15 protein-coding genes are annotated in these 14,335 nt (G+C 62.0%); 7 read left to right on the forward strand and 8 right to left on the reverse strand.

What is annotated here, in order from left to right:
* The first annotated feature begins 12 nt into the window (after positions 1-12).
* Genes ACN0SW_RS01010 through ACN0SW_RS01025 form a run of 4 tightly spaced genes read left to right on the forward strand, consistent with a single transcriptional unit; the run spans position 13 to position 2,969 of the window.
* Positions 13-735, forward strand: a complete 723-nt coding sequence (locus ACN0SW_RS01010; protein ID WP_417726022.1) for a competence/damage-inducible protein A — start codon at positions 13-15, stop codon at positions 733-735.
* The gene (locus ACN0SW_RS01015; RefSeq protein WP_417726023.1) at positions 732-1,451 is read left to right on the forward strand and encodes a GNAT family N-acetyltransferase; all 720 of its coding nucleotides are present in this window, start codon (positions 732-734) and stop codon (positions 1,449-1,451) included. The genes ACN0SW_RS01010 and ACN0SW_RS01015 overlap by 4 nt, the downstream gene beginning before the upstream one ends.
* Before the next feature lie 3 nt (positions 1,452-1,454).
* Positions 1,455-2,027, forward strand: a complete 573-nt coding sequence (locus tag ACN0SW_RS01020; protein ID WP_417726024.1) for a peroxidase-related enzyme — start codon at positions 1,455-1,457, stop codon at positions 2,025-2,027.
* A 6-nt stretch (positions 2,028-2,033) separates the two neighbouring features.
* A complete protein-coding gene (locus ACN0SW_RS01025) occupies positions 2,034-2,969 on the forward strand; it encodes an OmpA family protein (RefSeq protein ID WP_417726025.1) in 936 nt (311 codons plus the stop codon).
* Between the two features lie 4 nt (positions 2,970-2,973).
* On the opposite strand, the gene ACN0SW_RS01030 is transcribed toward ACN0SW_RS01025, so the two are convergent.
* The 3 genes from ACN0SW_RS01030 to ACN0SW_RS01040 form a co-directional block, all read right to left on the reverse strand.
* Entirely contained in the window at positions 2,974-4,995 is a 2,022-nt protein-coding gene (locus ACN0SW_RS01030) for a capsular polysaccharide biosynthesis protein (protein ID WP_417726026.1), read from the reverse strand.
* Positions 4,992-6,092 (reverse strand): polysaccharide biosynthesis/export family protein, encoded by a 1,101-nt coding sequence (locus tag ACN0SW_RS01035; RefSeq protein WP_417726314.1) that lies wholly within the window; start codon positions 6,090-6,092, stop codon positions 4,992-4,994. Before ACN0SW_RS01035 ends, ACN0SW_RS01030 begins: the two co-directional genes overlap by 4 nt.
* A gap of 146 nt (positions 6,093-6,238) precedes the next feature.
* Entirely contained in the window at positions 6,239-7,531 is a 1,293-nt protein-coding gene (locus tag ACN0SW_RS01040) for a capsule biosynthesis protein (protein WP_417726027.1), read from the reverse strand.
* Positions 7,532-7,680: 149 nt separating this feature from the next.
* On the opposite strand from ACN0SW_RS01040, the gene ACN0SW_RS01045 reads away from it, so the two are divergent.
* Positions 7,681-8,268: a riboflavin synthase gene (locus tag ACN0SW_RS01045; RefSeq protein ID WP_417726028.1), complete on the forward strand. Its 588-nt coding sequence runs from the start codon at positions 7,681-7,683 to the stop codon at positions 8,266-8,268.
* Between the two features lie 7 nt (positions 8,269-8,275).
* On the opposite strand, the gene ACN0SW_RS01050 is transcribed toward ACN0SW_RS01045, so the two are convergent.
* The 5 genes from ACN0SW_RS01050 to ACN0SW_RS01070 form a co-directional block, all read right to left on the reverse strand.
* Positions 8,276-9,139 carry a DUF2189 domain-containing protein gene (locus tag ACN0SW_RS01050; protein ID WP_417726029.1) on the reverse strand — a complete coding sequence of 288 codons (864 nt, stop codon included), beginning with the start codon at positions 9,137-9,139 and terminating at the stop codon, positions 8,276-8,278.
* Between the two features lie 124 nt (positions 9,140-9,263).
* A complete protein-coding gene (locus ACN0SW_RS01055; RefSeq protein ID WP_417726030.1) occupies positions 9,264-10,049 on the reverse strand; it encodes an ABC transporter permease in 786 nt (261 codons plus the stop codon).
* Positions 10,046-10,798, reverse strand: coding sequence for an ABC transporter permease (locus tag ACN0SW_RS01060; RefSeq protein WP_417726031.1), 753 nt, complete (start codon positions 10,796-10,798; stop codon positions 10,046-10,048). Before ACN0SW_RS01060 ends, ACN0SW_RS01055 begins: the two co-directional genes overlap by 4 nt.
* A gap of 5 nt (positions 10,799-10,803) precedes the next feature.
* Positions 10,804-11,565, reverse strand: coding sequence for a transporter substrate-binding domain-containing protein (locus ACN0SW_RS01065; protein WP_417726032.1), 762 nt, complete (start codon positions 11,563-11,565; stop codon positions 10,804-10,806).
* 39 nt (positions 11,566-11,604) lie between these two features.
* A complete protein-coding gene (locus tag ACN0SW_RS01070) occupies positions 11,605-12,402 on the reverse strand; it encodes an ABC transporter ATP-binding protein (protein ID WP_417726315.1) in 798 nt (265 codons plus the stop codon).
* A gap of 95 nt (positions 12,403-12,497) precedes the next feature.
* On the opposite strand from ACN0SW_RS01070, the gene ACN0SW_RS01075 reads away from it, so the two are divergent.
* A complete protein-coding gene (locus ACN0SW_RS01075; protein ID WP_417726033.1) occupies positions 12,498-13,151 on the forward strand; it encodes a TetR/AcrR family transcriptional regulator in 654 nt (217 codons plus the stop codon).
* Positions 13,148-14,335 (forward strand): pyridoxal phosphate-dependent aminotransferase, encoded by a 1,188-nt coding sequence (locus tag ACN0SW_RS01080; protein ID WP_417726034.1) that lies wholly within the window; start codon positions 13,148-13,150, stop codon positions 14,333-14,335. Before ACN0SW_RS01075 ends, ACN0SW_RS01080 begins: the two co-directional genes overlap by 4 nt.

Here is a 14,335-nt window from a genome sequence, read left to right on the forward strand (position 1 = left end):
AAGGAGCCAGCCATGCCCAACCCGACCGCCGCCATGCTTGTGATCGGAGACGAAATCCTCTCGGGGCGCACGCGCGATGCCAACATGTATTATCTGGCGGGAGAGGTGACAAAGGTCGGGATTGATCTCAAGGAAGTGCGGGTGATCAGTGATGAGCCCGAGGCGATCATCGATGCGGTGCTTGTGCTCAGCAGGGCCTATGATCATGTGTTCACGTCGGGCGGTATCGGCCCCACCCATGATGACATCACCGCCGAGAATGTGGCGCGCGCCTTTGACCGGCCCATTTCGGTGCGCGACGATGCCCGTGCGATTTTGGCCGCGCATTATGACGCGCGTGGGCAAGAGTTGAATGACTCCCGGTTGCGTATGGCCCGCATTCCCGACGGGGCGGCCCTGATCGACAACCCGATCAGCGCGGCGCCGGGGTTTACCATCGAGAATGTGCATGTGATGGCCGGAGTTCCCTCGATCTTTCAGGCGATGCTGGCCTCTGTTTTGCCGACGCTTACGGGGGGCGCGCCGATTCTGTCGCAGACGCTGGAAATCCGGCGTGGTGAGGGCGATATCGCGGGGCCGCTGTCGGATCTGGCAGGGCGCTTTCCCGACCTCAGCATTGGCTCTTATCCGTTCATCCGTGATGGCTGTTACGGGGCGCAGATCGTGATGCGCGGGCAGGATGGCGCACGGCTCGATGCCGCAATGTCCGAGTTGGCGGGGATGTTTCCGGCATGACACCCGATGTGCAAACCCTCTATGCGGTGACAGAGGCGACATGGCCCCCCGCACACATTCAGAGCCTTGGCCCCGTCACGATTCGGGAGGGGCGGGGCGGCGGCAAGCGCGTGTCAGCGGCCACGGTGACGCGGATGATCACGACGGATGAATTGGCCGAGGCCGAAACCGCGATGCGCGCCCTTGGTCAAACACCGCTCTTTCAGTTGCGCGAAGGCGACGGCGCGCTCGATGCGCTGCTGGCGGCTGAGGGCTATGAGGTGGTCGACCCGGTTAATCTCTACGTCATGCCGGTTGAGCGCCTGACCGTCGAAAAGCCGCCACGCGTCAGCACGTTTTCAATTTGGGAACCCTTGGAAATCATGCGCGAGATCTGGGCGGATGGTGGCATCGGCCCTGCGCGTATCTCTGTGATGGAGCGCGTGATCGGCCCCAAGACTGCGCTCTTAGGCCGTCACAAGGATCAGCCCGCCGCCACCGGCTTTGCGGCCATTCACCAAGGTATTGCGATGGTGCACGCGCTTGAGGTGCATGCCCGCCATCGGCGTGCAGGGATGGGGCGGCTGATGATGCTTCAGGCCGCGCATTGGGCGCAGGCTGAGGGCGCGCAACATCTGGCGGTGATCTGCACCAAAAGCAATCAGGGGGCCAATGGGCTTTATTCCTCGATGGGATTTACCCATGTTGGGGATTACCACTATCGGCAAAAGGACTAAGCAATGACCAAATCTGACCAACCCACCGCGCTCAATCTGCCGATGATTGATCCGCTGCCTGAGGCCACGCAGAAATACTTTGATATCTGCGATGAGAAGCTGGGGATGATCCCCAATGTTCTCAAGGCTTATGCCTTTGATATCGAAAAGCTTAATGCCTTTACCACGCTTTACAATGATCTCATGCTCGCCCCGAGCGGTCTGACCAAGCTGGAGCGCGAATTGATCGCAGTCGTGGTCAGTTCGATCAACCGCTGCTGGTACTGTCAGGTGGCGCATGGTGCGGCTGTGCGGCAACTCTCTGGTGATCCCGCCTTGGGTGAGGCGATGGTGATGAACTGGCGTGCCGCACGACTTGATGCGCGACAAAGTGCAATGCTGGGCTTTGCTGAGAAAATCACGCGTGCCTCGTCCGAGATCACCGAGACCGATCGTCAGACGCTGCGGGATCAGGGGCTGACGGATCGTGATATCTGGGACATTGCCAATGTCGCGGGGTTCTTCAACATGACCAATCGCGTTGCATCAGCCACGGGGATGCAGCCCAACCCCGAATATCACGCGCAGGCGCGTTGATCCGGGATGCGCCGTGCGGGTCCCCTTTTGCTCTGGATGATGCTGGCCTGCGGGCCGGTGTGGGCGCTCGATCTCAACCTGCCCGCCAGTGCTGCCATGACCCGCGAGGTGATCCGCGAGGCTGATACGGTGATTTTGCCAACGGGGCCCTATTCCGGTCTGGACGGGCCGCGCCTGCGCCTTGATGGCCGGATCGTGACCAGCGCTTGGCGGTTTCAGTCACAGGGGATCACGACACTGCAAATTCTCACGCCGCTGCGCGATCAGTTGGAAACATCCGGCTGGGATGTGCTGTTCGAATGTGCGACCGAGGAATGCGGCGGGTTCGATTTCCGCTTTGCCTTGCCGGTCTTGCCGGCACCTGACATGTTCGTTGATCTGTTCGAGTATCGCTATCTGGTGGCGCGGCGCGGCTCCGGATCGAAGCTTGAGCATGTCGCATTGATCGTGAGCCAGAGCGGGCAGAGCGGCTATGTGCAGATCGTGCACGCCACACCGACAGACCGGGATTTGACCGTGGTGGCGGTGGATTCCTCACGCCCGGATGAAGCGCCGAAATCCGATATGATTCAGGCGTTGCATGACCAAGGGCATGTGGTGCTGGACGGGCTCGATTTCGGGTCGGGTGCCAATACTCTTGGCCCCGGTCCGCATCCCAGCCTCAATGCGCTTTCTCTCTACCTGTTGGCTGCGCCCAATGCTCGCGTGGCCCTAGTGGGGCATACGGACAGCACCGGTGGGCTGGAGGCCAACATCGCCCTCTCGCGCGCCCGCGCCGAGGCGGTGCGGAACCGTCTGATGGGCGATTATGGCGTGCCTGCCGCCCAGATTGAGGCGCATGGCATCGGTTATTTGGCCCCGATCGCCCCGAACACGCACGCAGAGGGGCGCGACCGCAATCGCCGTGTCGAGGTCGTGCTGCTCAGCTCCGAGATGCAATAACCCGTCACCGCCACCATGCGGCATGCGAGACCAACGCGCCTTGCAGCTTGGCCAAAAGACGATTGGCCGGGCGGGGCCGGGGCAGGGGCCCGTGCGCCAGCCTGTCAATCACCACCTCGACCGGGCAGGGCCGTCCGGTCACCGGATCGACATAGCGCGGATACTCAATCAGCGTGGCATGTACGAGGCCGGCAATGGCAGGGCGTGCGCTGCGCCGTGGCGGGATATCCCCAAGATCGCGGGTCAATCCCCATCCGGCATAAAACGGCGCGCCGGTTGTGGTCACGCGTACCCCGCGCAACAGCGCCTCGAACCCCAAAAGCGATGTCATGGTCCAGACCTCCTGAACCATAGGCAGCAGGCGCGCCGGATCGGTTTGGCACAGGACGAGATCGGCCAATTCCGCCAGCGCCTCTGGTGGCACTGCACCGGGGCGCAATCCGGCCGCAACATCGGGATGCGGCTTGTAGAGGATCACAGCCCTCGGATTGGCCGCGCGCGCCGCCTGCAAGAGCGCGAGATTGGTGGCGATCCCCCCGGCCCCAAGGCGAATGGAGGCGTCATCCTCGACCTGTCCCGGCACCAGAATGCGATGCCCCTCGGGCAGGTCAGGGATCGACTGACCGAGATTGTATTTGCTCAGCCCATGATGCACGAGCGCCGCGATCAGCGCCTCGGCGCGCCGTTCTTGATCGGGGCGCAGGCGGGCGCGGCTGGCGATTAGGCGCTCCAATCTGCTCTCGCGCGTGGGGTCATAATAGATGCCCAGATCGTCGCAGACCAGCGACAGAGGCGGGATGAGATCGGCCCCAAGCCCACGTGACCGCAAAAACCCGTCCTCGACGCGAACCGCGCTGTCCGGGGCGGTGTCCGCCAGCGACGCCCAGATCATCGTGGGGCGGTCGGGCCGGGGCCGCTTGGCAAAGACAACCCGCCGATGTTTGCCAAAGAAGCGCTGCAAGGGCGCGCGTTTCCACAGGCGCATGCCAAGGGCCGTCCAGCCCGTGTGATCCTCGCGCCAGGCGCGGGTTTCAGCCTCAAGGGTCGAGATTGCGGTGTCCAGATCGCAGAGCCTGTCGTGATAGGGGTCGTACCATTTGGGATAGAGCAGCATCACCCCGGCAAAGAGCTGTGCCCGCGTCAACCTGCGGCCCCGCCTGTTCAGAGGCAGAGGGTGACGATCATCGCTGAGATCCCACCCTGCGTAAAATGGCTTGCCAAAAACCTGAGGGCGGTGCCCTGCCAAGATGGCCTCGAATCCGAGTTGTGATGTCACGCAATAGACCGCAATGGCCCCCTCCATGAGCGCCCAAGGGCTGACCGGATCGGACAACAGGGAAATGCGTGCGCTCTCATCGGCTGCGCTGAAATAGCCCTGTCGGTGCCCCTGCGCGGTCTCTGGATGGGTTTTGATCACGATGCGCGCGCCGGGGTTATCCTCTTGCGCCCAATAGAGCATCTCACGGAATGTGTTGGCATCCGCCCCACCATGCGTGACGGAAGCATCGCCGCGCGTTTGGTCGATCACCAGCACATAGCCCGGATCGGGGCAGGGGTGGCCGGGATCAAAGGCGGTGTATTTGCTCAGATGCGCCTCTTGCATGCGCGCCATGCCGCCGCGCGCCTGATTGAGCAAGGCGGTGTCGTCAAGCGGATGCGTGGTAAGAAGATGCTCTAGATCCGAGGGCGCGTTGCAATCAAAGTAGATGCCGCGCTCGTCGATCACCAATCCCAGTGGCGGCGCACCGGCACGGCCCGGATAGAGCGAACGTAAAAATGCGTCCTCGACCCGCAAGAGGTGCGCGCCGGTCTGCTTTGCCACTGCCGCGCCGCGCCGTGCATAGGGGCTGTGACCCCATACCGCGATCCTGTCCTCGGGGCCGGGTCTGCCAAGGCTCAGCCGATACCCCGCGAGCGCCATGATGCGCCGCACGCGGCGTTGGCGCAGAAAACCAGCGTTAAAATACAAAACCCGCCGGAAGGCTTGCGCCCCGCCAGCGGGCTCCCCGTCAAAGGGGTGGCTCAAAACTCGCCTGTCAGCGTTGAGGACGCCGTGGACACTGACCCAACGGCACCGAGTGTGCCTGTGAAGGCGCCGATGACCTTGGACCATTGCGTAAACGGCGCTTCGGTCACATAGATCGTGTCATCGTCACGGATCGAGAAATCCCGAGCCATGAACATGCCGTTTGGTTTGGTCAGGTCAAGGACGTAAACCAGTCGTTGTGCCCCCTGCAAATCGTTGCGGCCGAGAACCTGATTGGCGATTTCCGCCGGTTCGTTGCGCAGCACAAAGACACCGGTCGGGTCGGCGGCGGCGGTCGACAAGCCACCTACCTGCGCGATCGCCTCAAGCGCGCTGAGCGTCTGGGTCTCGAAGGTCACGCGTGATTGTGCGCCGGTCGCGCCAAGCGCCGTATAGGCACGGGTATCGGCCTCGACCAGAATGCGGTCGCCACCGCGCAACGCAATGTCGAACTCCGGGTGTTTGAACAGGTCCTGAAACCAAACTTTCGACCGTTGATCGCCCCGGATTACCGTGATTTGCGCAACCTCTGGCGGAATGGCAATACCGCCCGCCGAGGCGATCATCGCCGAGAGGGTTCGGGTCGGGGCCTCGATCGGATAGACCCCCTGACCGCTCACCGCCCCGCTGATTGCCACGGTCGAGCCGTTGCCTGCGAGGCGGCGCACTTCGACCTGAGGATCCGGGGTCTGCTGTTCAAGTTTTTCGGTGATGATGCGACGCACACCCTCGGGCGTGTTGCCGGCGGCCTTGATACGGCCCGCATAAGGTACAAAGATAAAGCCCGATCCGTCCACCTGCACCTCTCCGAGGGTGGTCTGGTTCGTCGCCTCGCCTGCCAAAAGCCCGTCATCGACGTTTTCCCAGATGGTCAAGCCCAGCGTATCACCGGGACTGATCATGTCAGATCCCAAGAGTCCCGCATTGCGAAACGCATCGGTGAATCCAAGTGCCGGTTGCACGGCAGTGGCGCGGGTCACGCGATCATTGACCGTCACAACAAAGGCATCGCCCTGTTTCTGGACCGAACCGGCGTATATTTCACGTTTGTTTGGTCCCACGCGCGGCAATCCGCATCCTGCAAGTATGGATACGATAGCCAAAAGCGCGACAGACCGCGCGCATCGGGAATGTCGGGGTATCACTGCTCGGTCTCCTCGACCTGTTCTTGTTCTGCCTCGGGTCTTTTTTTCTTACGCTACCGGACATGTTGGTCAAAATCCAGCATTTGTATTGATCCGGCTCAAGTGATGAGCCGCAACTGTTGCCGAGGGGCCGCGGTTCCGGAACGCAGCGCGTCATAAGGATCCTCTGGTGCCAGCATCATGTCGACCGCCTGACGCAGCAATTGCCGCCGCCCACGAGAGGAATAGAACCCCCCCGCGATCTGGCTGGTTTCCAGTAGAAAGCGCCGGTAATCTGTATAGGCGCGCCGGTCCGGGCGCTCGGCTCCGGCAAAGAAATCAGGCAGAGGTTTGGTCGAGACGAATTGCGGTTTGGCATAGACCGCCTGTCCGAAGGTGCGCAGCGGAATACCCCGCCAGAGCACCTGTTGCGCCGCCGTGGAATTGACCGTAACGGCAGAACGCGCCTCATCCAAGAGTTTGGCCAGTTTGCCGCCGCGCAGGTAATGCACCCGGCCGCGCAGGCCATGGGCGCGCACAAGGCGGCGCAATTCACTGCGAATGGGTGCGCGCCCATCCTCCAGCGGATGCGCCTTAATCACCAGATGATGATGCGGTGGCGCGCCCTTGGCAAACCCGTCGATCACGGTCTCAAGAAATTCGGTCATCGAGGAAAACGGTGAATGCGCCTGAAACGAGGCGTCATGTTCCAGTTGCAGCAACGCAATATGATAGGGAAAGCCGCCGGTGCGCACCCGCCACGTCGTCAGACGCCGCTCAATCGCCTGAAACGGCATCAGCACCAACCGCTTGAGATAAAGCTTGAATTCCTGTCCCACGGTCAGCGCGCGATGCGGTCGGAAATGCCGGTAGCGTCGATTTAGCAAAAGCACGAACCCGTGGTAGAGCGCTCCATAAAACACATGCTGACGCATGTCGCCCCAGCTGGATGGGGGCAGCGCGGTGTCCATGTCCGAATTTTCCAGCGCTTGCCGCATCTCTGGCACGCTCATTTCCATCAGACGGGAATTGCCATTGGTGCCGCCGCGCTCATATGTCACCCAATAGGGGCGCATGTAGCCTTCTTCGAACACATGGATTGTCAGCCCCCGCACGCGGGCCATGGCGACGGCCTGAGCATGAATGGGCCGTGTGTCCCCATACAGCACGAGATCGGTGATGCGCTTGTCGTCCATGATCTGGCGCAGGGTTTCGGGCCAATCCTCTGCCGTTCCGAGAAATGGGAAATAGCTGGCGCGCTCGTGCCAGAACACCTGATCGCCAGCATTGAATCCCACCCGCCAGACATCCGCCCCCGCCCGGCGCAACATCTGCCCAAGTTGGGAAAAAAACGGTCCATGCGGTCCCTGAAGAAACAGAAACGTGCGGCTCTTGCCGGTCAGACCTGTCATTTCGGCTCTCTTGCCTTTGTGCTCGATTATGCTTTGTTACCGCAAAAACCGGGCAAAAATAAGCCCCCTTGGTTGCGGTGCCTTGTCTTGCGGACGCCGCGGCGCTAGGGCGGGTTTGCGACATGCGGACAGCATAAGGAGAGTGGGCAATGTTCACCGGTATCATCACCGATGTGGGGCGGATCAAGTCAGTCGAGCATCGTGGCGACCTGCGGGCACGGATCGGCACCGGCTATGATACGGCAAAGATCGAAATCGGTGCCTCTATCGCCTGTGACGGGGTGTGCCTGACGGTCGTGACGCTCGGCTCTGATTGCTTTGATGTTGATATCTCGGCGGAAACCTTGTCCAAGACCAACTTGTCAGGTTGGACCGTAGACCGACGGGTCAATCTGGAACGTGCCCTGCGCGTTGGCGACGAATTGGGCGGGCACATCGTCTCGGGCCATGTCGATGGGCTAGCAGAGGTGGTAGAGATGCGCGATGAGGGTGACAGCACCCGCGTCACCCTGCGCGCGCCCCAAGCGTTGGCGCGGTTCATTGCCCCCAAAGGATCCGTGGCGCTGAACGGTACTTCGCTCACGGTCAACGAGGTGTCGGGCCGTGATTTCGGGATCAACTTCATCCCGCACACCAAGGCCGTGACCACTTGGGGTGACGTGGCCGTAGGCGACATGGTCAATCTCGAGATTGACACATTGGCGCGTTATGTGGCGCGGCTGGCCGAGGCGGGCTGAACGCGGATCAATCCGACTGTGGCACGGCGGCGCGGTAGAGATGCCATGTGGCGTGCCCCAAGACCGGCAAGACGATCACCAGACCCAGAAAAGCGGGCAGCATTGCGACCGTCATGCTCACTGCCACGATCAGGCCCCATGTGGCGACGATGCCGGGATTGCGCCGGGCCATGGCGACAGAGGTCATCACCGCCACGGGGATGCCCGCGCGCCGGTCGATCAGCATGGGAAACGAAATCAGGCTGATCACCAGCACGGCGGCGGCAAAGACAAAGCCTGTGGCCATCCCCAGCACGATCATCTGCCATCCCGCAGTGGTGGTCAGCACATCCTGAGCAAAGCCCGAAAGGCTCGTCGGTGGGAGCGGTCCCAAGGTGATGTCGTAGATATATTTCGCGGCGAACATCCAGACCACGAACAGCCCCATAAGATAGATCCCCAGCACCAAGACGGGCCCCAGCACATGCGCACGCAAGGCCCGCAGGGCCGTGCCCCAACTGGTCGGTTGCCCGGTTTCGCGCTGACGGCTCATTTCATAGAGCCCGGTCCCGATCACGGGGCCAAGCAGGGTAAAGCCCGCCGCCAGCGGAAAGAGCAGGTGCAGATTGGCCGAATGAAACGCCGTGAGCGCCAACGTGATGCCAATCAGCGGGTAGATGGCGATGAGAAAAAACACATCGCTGCGCAGGGCCACAAAATCCGCCAACCCCTTGCGCAGGGCGATCGTCAGGTCTTCGCGGCTTAGGTGGCGCACCTCGGGCGGGGTGGTGATTTCGCTGCCGAGCGCCTCGGCGGCGTCGGACGCGCTGCGTCCCGCGCTTGCGGTGGTGCCCGCCAGCCATGTTAATGGATTGCCGATGGTCTTGGTCATTCTGGCCTCCCTTTTTCGGGGCGCGCATGCCGATGCTCGGGCATCGCGCCGTGGCGTTGCCGTGAGTAATGATACCACGCTTTGCACGCGCAGTCATATCACGATGGGGCGATGCCGTGCGGCCTCAGCCTTGGTGCGTGCGGGAGGGCACGCGGTTTTCCACCCAGCGGAACATCAAGGCGATAAACCCGGCGATGATCATATAGACCAAGGCCAAGAGCAAAAGCGGCTCATAGACGATGAAGGTATCGGCACGCACGCGGCTGGAGACGGAATAAATCTCGATCACGGTGATGGTGGCCACCAGCGGCGTTGCCTTGAGTTGCAGGATGGTTTCGCCCCCCAAGGTGGGCAGCACGTTGCGAATGGCTTGCGGTAGCCATATCCGGCGAAAGATCGTGAAACGCGGCATGCCAAAGGCGCGCGCGGCCTCGATCTGGCCCTTTTGCACGCTGGCAAAGCCGCCGCGCATCACCTCGCCCTCGTATCCCGCATAGGACAGCGTGAGGGCGAGCACCGCATAGGGCCAAGCTTGGCGCAGGTAGGGCCATAGCTCTGATCCCCTGATCCACGGATATTGCGGAAAGAGCGAGCCCAATCCGTAGTAGAGCAACCAGATCTGCAAGAGAAGCGGCGTGCCGCGGATGATGGTGCAAAAGGTCCGCGCGGGGCCCGCCAGATACCAGGGCCCCGCCGCCTGAGCGAGACCCAAGGGTACCGACAGCGCAAAGCCCAGCACCACGGTCACCACCATAATCCAGATCGTGCGCCACAATCCCTCAAGCGCCAGTGGCAGGTATTGCGGCAACCAGTCCCATCGCAGCGACAGCGCGCACCAGAGCACGAACCCGGCGAAAAGCGCCATCAGGAACAGGCGTCGCGGAATCAGGAGGGCGCGCAGATCGCTCATCGTCCGCCCTCGCGCAATGAGGGCTGGCCGCGCCGCGCCCATTTCTCGATCCGGGCAAAGATCACTCCGGAAAAGAGTGTGACAACGAGATAAAGCGCGCCCGCCGCGAGGAAAAAGGTGAAATAGGCCCGCGTGCTGCCCGCCGCCTGCCGGGTTTCCAGCGTCAATTCGCTAAAACCCACTATGGCCAGCAGCGCCGTGTCCTTGGTGGCAATAAGCCAGAGATTGGCCAGCCCCGGTGTGGCAAAGCTCATCATCGCCGGGATTGTCACCCGCCGCAGCGTCATCATGGGCGGCATGCCAAAGGCGCGGGCAGCCTCAAGCTGTCCGGGCGGGATCGCCTGAATGGCCCCGCGCAATACCTCGGTCGCATAGGCCCCCTGCACCACGCCCAAGACCCAGATGCCCGCGACAACACCGCTGATCTCAACCCGGCCATAGCCCATGGCGATGGAGGCCTGATTGATCAGGTCGGAGCCCACATAATAGAGGATGAGGATCAGCACCAGTTCCGGCACGGCGCGAATGACGGTGGTGTAGATCGCCAGAAGATCGCGCAAGAGCGGCCCGCCGTAGAGCTTGCCATAGGCCCCGGCCAACCCGATCCCGAGGCCAAAGCCAAAGGCCCCGAGTGCAATCTGAAGTGAATTGGCCAGCCCGCGCAACAGGTTGCCGCCCCAACCCGGAGGCTGAAGCGACAGCAGGCTGGCGGTTTCCGCCAGCCCCAATGTGTCAAGCAGCGCCTCCAAGGGGTTTAGTAGATGCTGGCTTTGAAGTAACGCGCGGTGATGGCGTCATGGGTGCCGTCGGCCAGAATGGCGGCTATACCCTTGTTGAGCGCTGCGCGCAGCGCGTCATCGCCCTTGCGCACGCCGGCCCCCACGCCAAGACCCAGAATGGCCGGATCATCGGCGACATTGCCCTTGATCTCACAGCAGGCGCCTGCCTCGGTGGACACGAAATCCGCCATAGCGATGCTGTCAGCCTGGGTGGCGTCGATCCGGCCCGCGACCAGATCCTGATTGGCCTCGTCCTGCGTCTGGTAGATGCGGATTTCAGCGGCGTCCTTGAAGTATTCCTGCGCATAGGCCTGATGGATGGTCGAGGCCTGAACGCCGATGATCTTGCCTGTCAGGCTCTCGGGGCTGGCGTCCATCTCAAGCGCCTTGTCAGCCACGACGACCGTCGGAGTGTTATAATACGCATCTGAAAAGTCGATGGTTTTAAGCCGTTCTTCGGTGATCGACATCGAGGCCATAATAGCGTCGATCTGCCCGCCGGTGAGCGAAGGGATAATGCCGTCCCACGCCACGGGCGTGATCACGCAATTCAGGTCTGCTGCCTTACAAACCGCGTCGATCACATCGACCTCCCAGCCGACCCATGTGCCCGAGCTGTCGAGCGAGGCAAAGGGCGGATAGGGTTCGGCGGCGATGCCGATCTTGACCTCTTGCGCCGCAAGCCCGGTGCCGAGGGCCGCGAGCGTCGCGGCGGCGAGGATGGTTTTCAGTGTCATGGTCGTCTCCCTTGTTGGTTTGGGGTGATCTGCCCCGCCTTATCCGACGGTTTGCAGGAATTGCCTGAGGCGGGCCGATTGTGGCGCGCCAAAGACGCATTCGGGTGGGCCTTCCTCTTCGATCCGGCCCTGATAGAGATAGACCACATGGCTGGCCACCTCGCGGGCGAATTTCATCTCATGGGTGACGATCAGCATGGTGCGCCCCTCGGCGGCGAGATCGCGGATCACGCTCAGCACCTCGCCCACCAATTCGGGGTCAAGCGCGCTGGTGGGTTCGTCAAACAGCATTACGGCGGGATCGACGGCGAGCGCGCGGGCAATGGCGGCGCGCTGCTGCTGGCCACCCGACAAAAAGGCGGGAAAGGTATCGGCCTTATCCCCGAGGCCAACCCGGTCAAGCAACTGCCGCGCACGCTCAACCGCCTGATGTTTTGGGGTTTTCAGCACATGAACCGGCACTTCGATCACGTTCTCTAGCAAGGTGCGATGGGTCCAGAGGTTAAAGGCCTGAAACACCATGCCAAGTTTTGTGCGGATACGCTCGATCTGGCGGCGGTCGGCGGGGCTGCCATCGGCGCGCATGGCGATCTCCTCGCCATTCACCACGATACGGCCCGAGGTGGGCGTTTCGAGGAAATTAATACAGCGCAGCATGGTTGATTTTCCCGACCCCGACCCGCCGATGATCGCCACCACATCGCCCTTTTGCGCGGTGAGGGACACGCCTTTCAGCACCTCAAGCGGGCCAAAAGATTTATGCAGGTTTTCGACAACAATTGCGGGCACCTCGGGGGTGGTCGCGGTGGATTGTCGGGGCTCTGCTGTCACGGGCATGTCTCTGGCATTGGCACTTTGCATGGGCACTTTTCGGCTTGTAGTAAGGCGGAAGACAAGTAATTATGCAAGCGTATAATTAACTGCGCCGCAGAATGGAGATGACCGTGACGGGCGAACGCCGCAAATTCAGGCGCGAAGGCGCTGATAGCCGTCGGCAGGCGTTGGTCCGTGCGACCCTTGATCTCATCGCCGAACAGGGGGTGCGCGGTGCCACTGTGCGCGCAATCGCAGAGCGCGCCGATGTTACCCAAGGCCTTATAAGGCATTACTTTTCCACCAAGGATGAATTGGTGCAAGAGGCCTATCTTGCGCATATGGCAGGGTTGACCGAGCAGACCTTTGCCGGAGTTCAGGCTGACGATCCAGCGCGTGATCGGCTGGCGGCGTTGGTGGTGGCCTCGGTCACGCCGCCGGTGGTGGATGCGGCCTCGGTCGGGCTCTGGGCCGGGTTTCTCAACCATGTGCGGCAGGATGCGCAGATGCGCGATGTGCATGCGCGCACCTATCACGATTTCCGCGATCGGCTGGAGCGGTTGATCGTGGCGGCGCTTGACGAAGATGGGCGCACGCCTTTGCCCGCCGAGGCGCGGCGGCTGGCGATTGCCTGCAACGCGGTGATTGACGGGCTATGGCTGGAAGGTGGCGCACTGCCTGAGGCGTTTGCGCCGGACGAATTGATTGGAATCGGCCTGCATGCGGTGGGTGCGATTCTAGGACTGCAACTGACAGAAAGCACGCGAACATGAGATTTTCTTCGATGAATGAAAGGCTTGCGGGCCTCGGCGGTGCAAAGTGGGCGGTGCATGCCCGCGCTGGGCAGATGGCGCGCGCGGGTCGCGATGTGATCCGTCTGACCATTGGCGAGCCGGATGTGCCGACGCCGGAACACCTCAAGGACGCCGCTTATGCCGCGATGAAGGCCGGGCGCACCGGGTATTCCGACGGCCGCGGAGAGCCGGGATTGCGGGCGGCCTTGGCGGAAAAATACAGCAAAAACAGAGGCCGGGTGTTTCAACCTGATCAGGTCATGTGCTTTCCGGGAACGCAGACCGCGCTTTTCGCGGTGATGATGGCGGTGGCGGAAGAGGGCGCGGAGGTGCTGGTGGGCGATCCGATGTATGCGACCTATGAAGGGGTGATCCGCGCCACGGGGGCTGCGATGGTGCCGGTGCCGCTGCGGCCCGAGAACGGGTTTCGCATGGCGGCGGCGGATGCCGCGCGCCTGATAACCCCTAGAACACGCGCAATTTTATTGACTACACCGCATAATCCCACAGGGGCGATTCTGACCCGTGAGGATATTGCCGCCTTGGGTCGACTGGCGGTCGAGCATGATCTGTGGATCATTTCGGATGAGGTCTATGAGGAGCTGGTGTTCGAGGGGGCCGAGTTTGTCTCGCCTTTGTCGGATCCGGCCTTGGCCGAGCGGGTAGTGGCGGTGTCGTCGATTTCCAAGAGCCACGCCGCGCCCGGATTTCGCAGTGGCTGGTGTGTTGGGCCGTTGGAATTTACCGCGAATCTGCTGGCCCTGTCAGAGACAATGCTCTTTGGGAATCAACCGTTTATCGCCGATATGACCGAACAGGCGGTGCGCCAAGGCTCGCCCGTGGCGGCGGGCATGCGGGGGCGGTTCGCGGCGCGGGCAAATCTCTTGGCGGAGCGGTTGCAGGCTGAGACAGCGTTGCGGGTGCATCGGCCCGAGGCGGGGATGTTCGCGATGGTGGATATTGCCACGACGGGTCTTGATGGCGAGAGCTATGCCTTTGATCTTTTAGATAAAACCGGCGTGGCGGTGATGCCGGGTGCGTCCTTTGGCAAGACGCTTGATACATGGGTGCGGCTGGCGTTGACGGTGGAGGATACCCCCTTTGCCGAAGCCATTGACCGGATCGTCGCCCATGCCAATGCGCGACAGATCAAGATTGCCTAA

This window comes from Roseovarius sp. (assembly GCF_048262375.1).
In the GTDB taxonomy this organism is placed as follows: Bacteria; Pseudomonadota; Alphaproteobacteria; order Rhodobacterales; family Rhodobacteraceae; genus Roseovarius.

What these genes read in the sequence shown, in the direction of transcription:
- ACN0SW_RS01010 (WP_417726022.1), top strand. Translation starts at nt 13, where the DNA reads ATGCCCAACCCGACCGCCGCCATGCTTGTGATCGGAGACGAAATCCTC.
- ACN0SW_RS01015 (WP_417726023.1), top strand. Translation starts at nt 732, where the DNA reads ATGACACCCGATGTGCAAACCCTCTATGCGGTGACAGAGGCGACATGG.
- ACN0SW_RS01020 (WP_417726024.1), top strand. Translation starts at nt 1,455, where the DNA reads ATGACCAAATCTGACCAACCCACCGCGCTCAATCTGCCGATGATTGAT.
- ACN0SW_RS01025 (WP_417726025.1), top strand. Translation starts at nt 2,034, where the DNA reads ATGCGCCGTGCGGGTCCCCTTTTGCTCTGGATGATGCTGGCCTGCGGG.
- ACN0SW_RS01040 (WP_417726027.1), bottom strand. Translation starts at nt 7,531, where the DNA reads ATGACAGGTCTGACCGGCAAGAGCCGCACGTTTCTGTTTCTTCAGGGA.
- ACN0SW_RS01045 (WP_417726028.1), top strand. Translation starts at nt 7,681, where the DNA reads ATGTTCACCGGTATCATCACCGATGTGGGGCGGATCAAGTCAGTCGAG.
- ACN0SW_RS01050 (WP_417726029.1), bottom strand. Translation starts at nt 9,139, where the DNA reads ATGACCAAGACCATCGGCAATCCATTAACATGGCTGGCGGGCACCACC.
- ACN0SW_RS01055 (WP_417726030.1), bottom strand. Translation starts at nt 10,049, where the DNA reads ATGAGCGATCTGCGCGCCCTCCTGATTCCGCGACGCCTGTTCCTGATG.
- ACN0SW_RS01065 (WP_417726032.1), bottom strand. Translation starts at nt 11,565, where the DNA reads ATGACACTGAAAACCATCCTCGCCGCCGCGACGCTCGCGGCCCTCGGC.
- ACN0SW_RS01070 (WP_417726315.1), bottom strand. Translation starts at nt 12,402, where the DNA reads ATGCCCGTGACAGCAGAGCCCCGACAATCCACCGCGACCACCCCCGAG.
- ACN0SW_RS01075 (WP_417726033.1), top strand. Translation starts at nt 12,498, where the DNA reads ATGGAGATGACCGTGACGGGCGAACGCCGCAAATTCAGGCGCGAAGGC.
- ACN0SW_RS01080 (WP_417726034.1), top strand. Translation starts at nt 13,148, where the DNA reads ATGAGATTTTCTTCGATGAATGAAAGGCTTGCGGGCCTCGGCGGTGCA.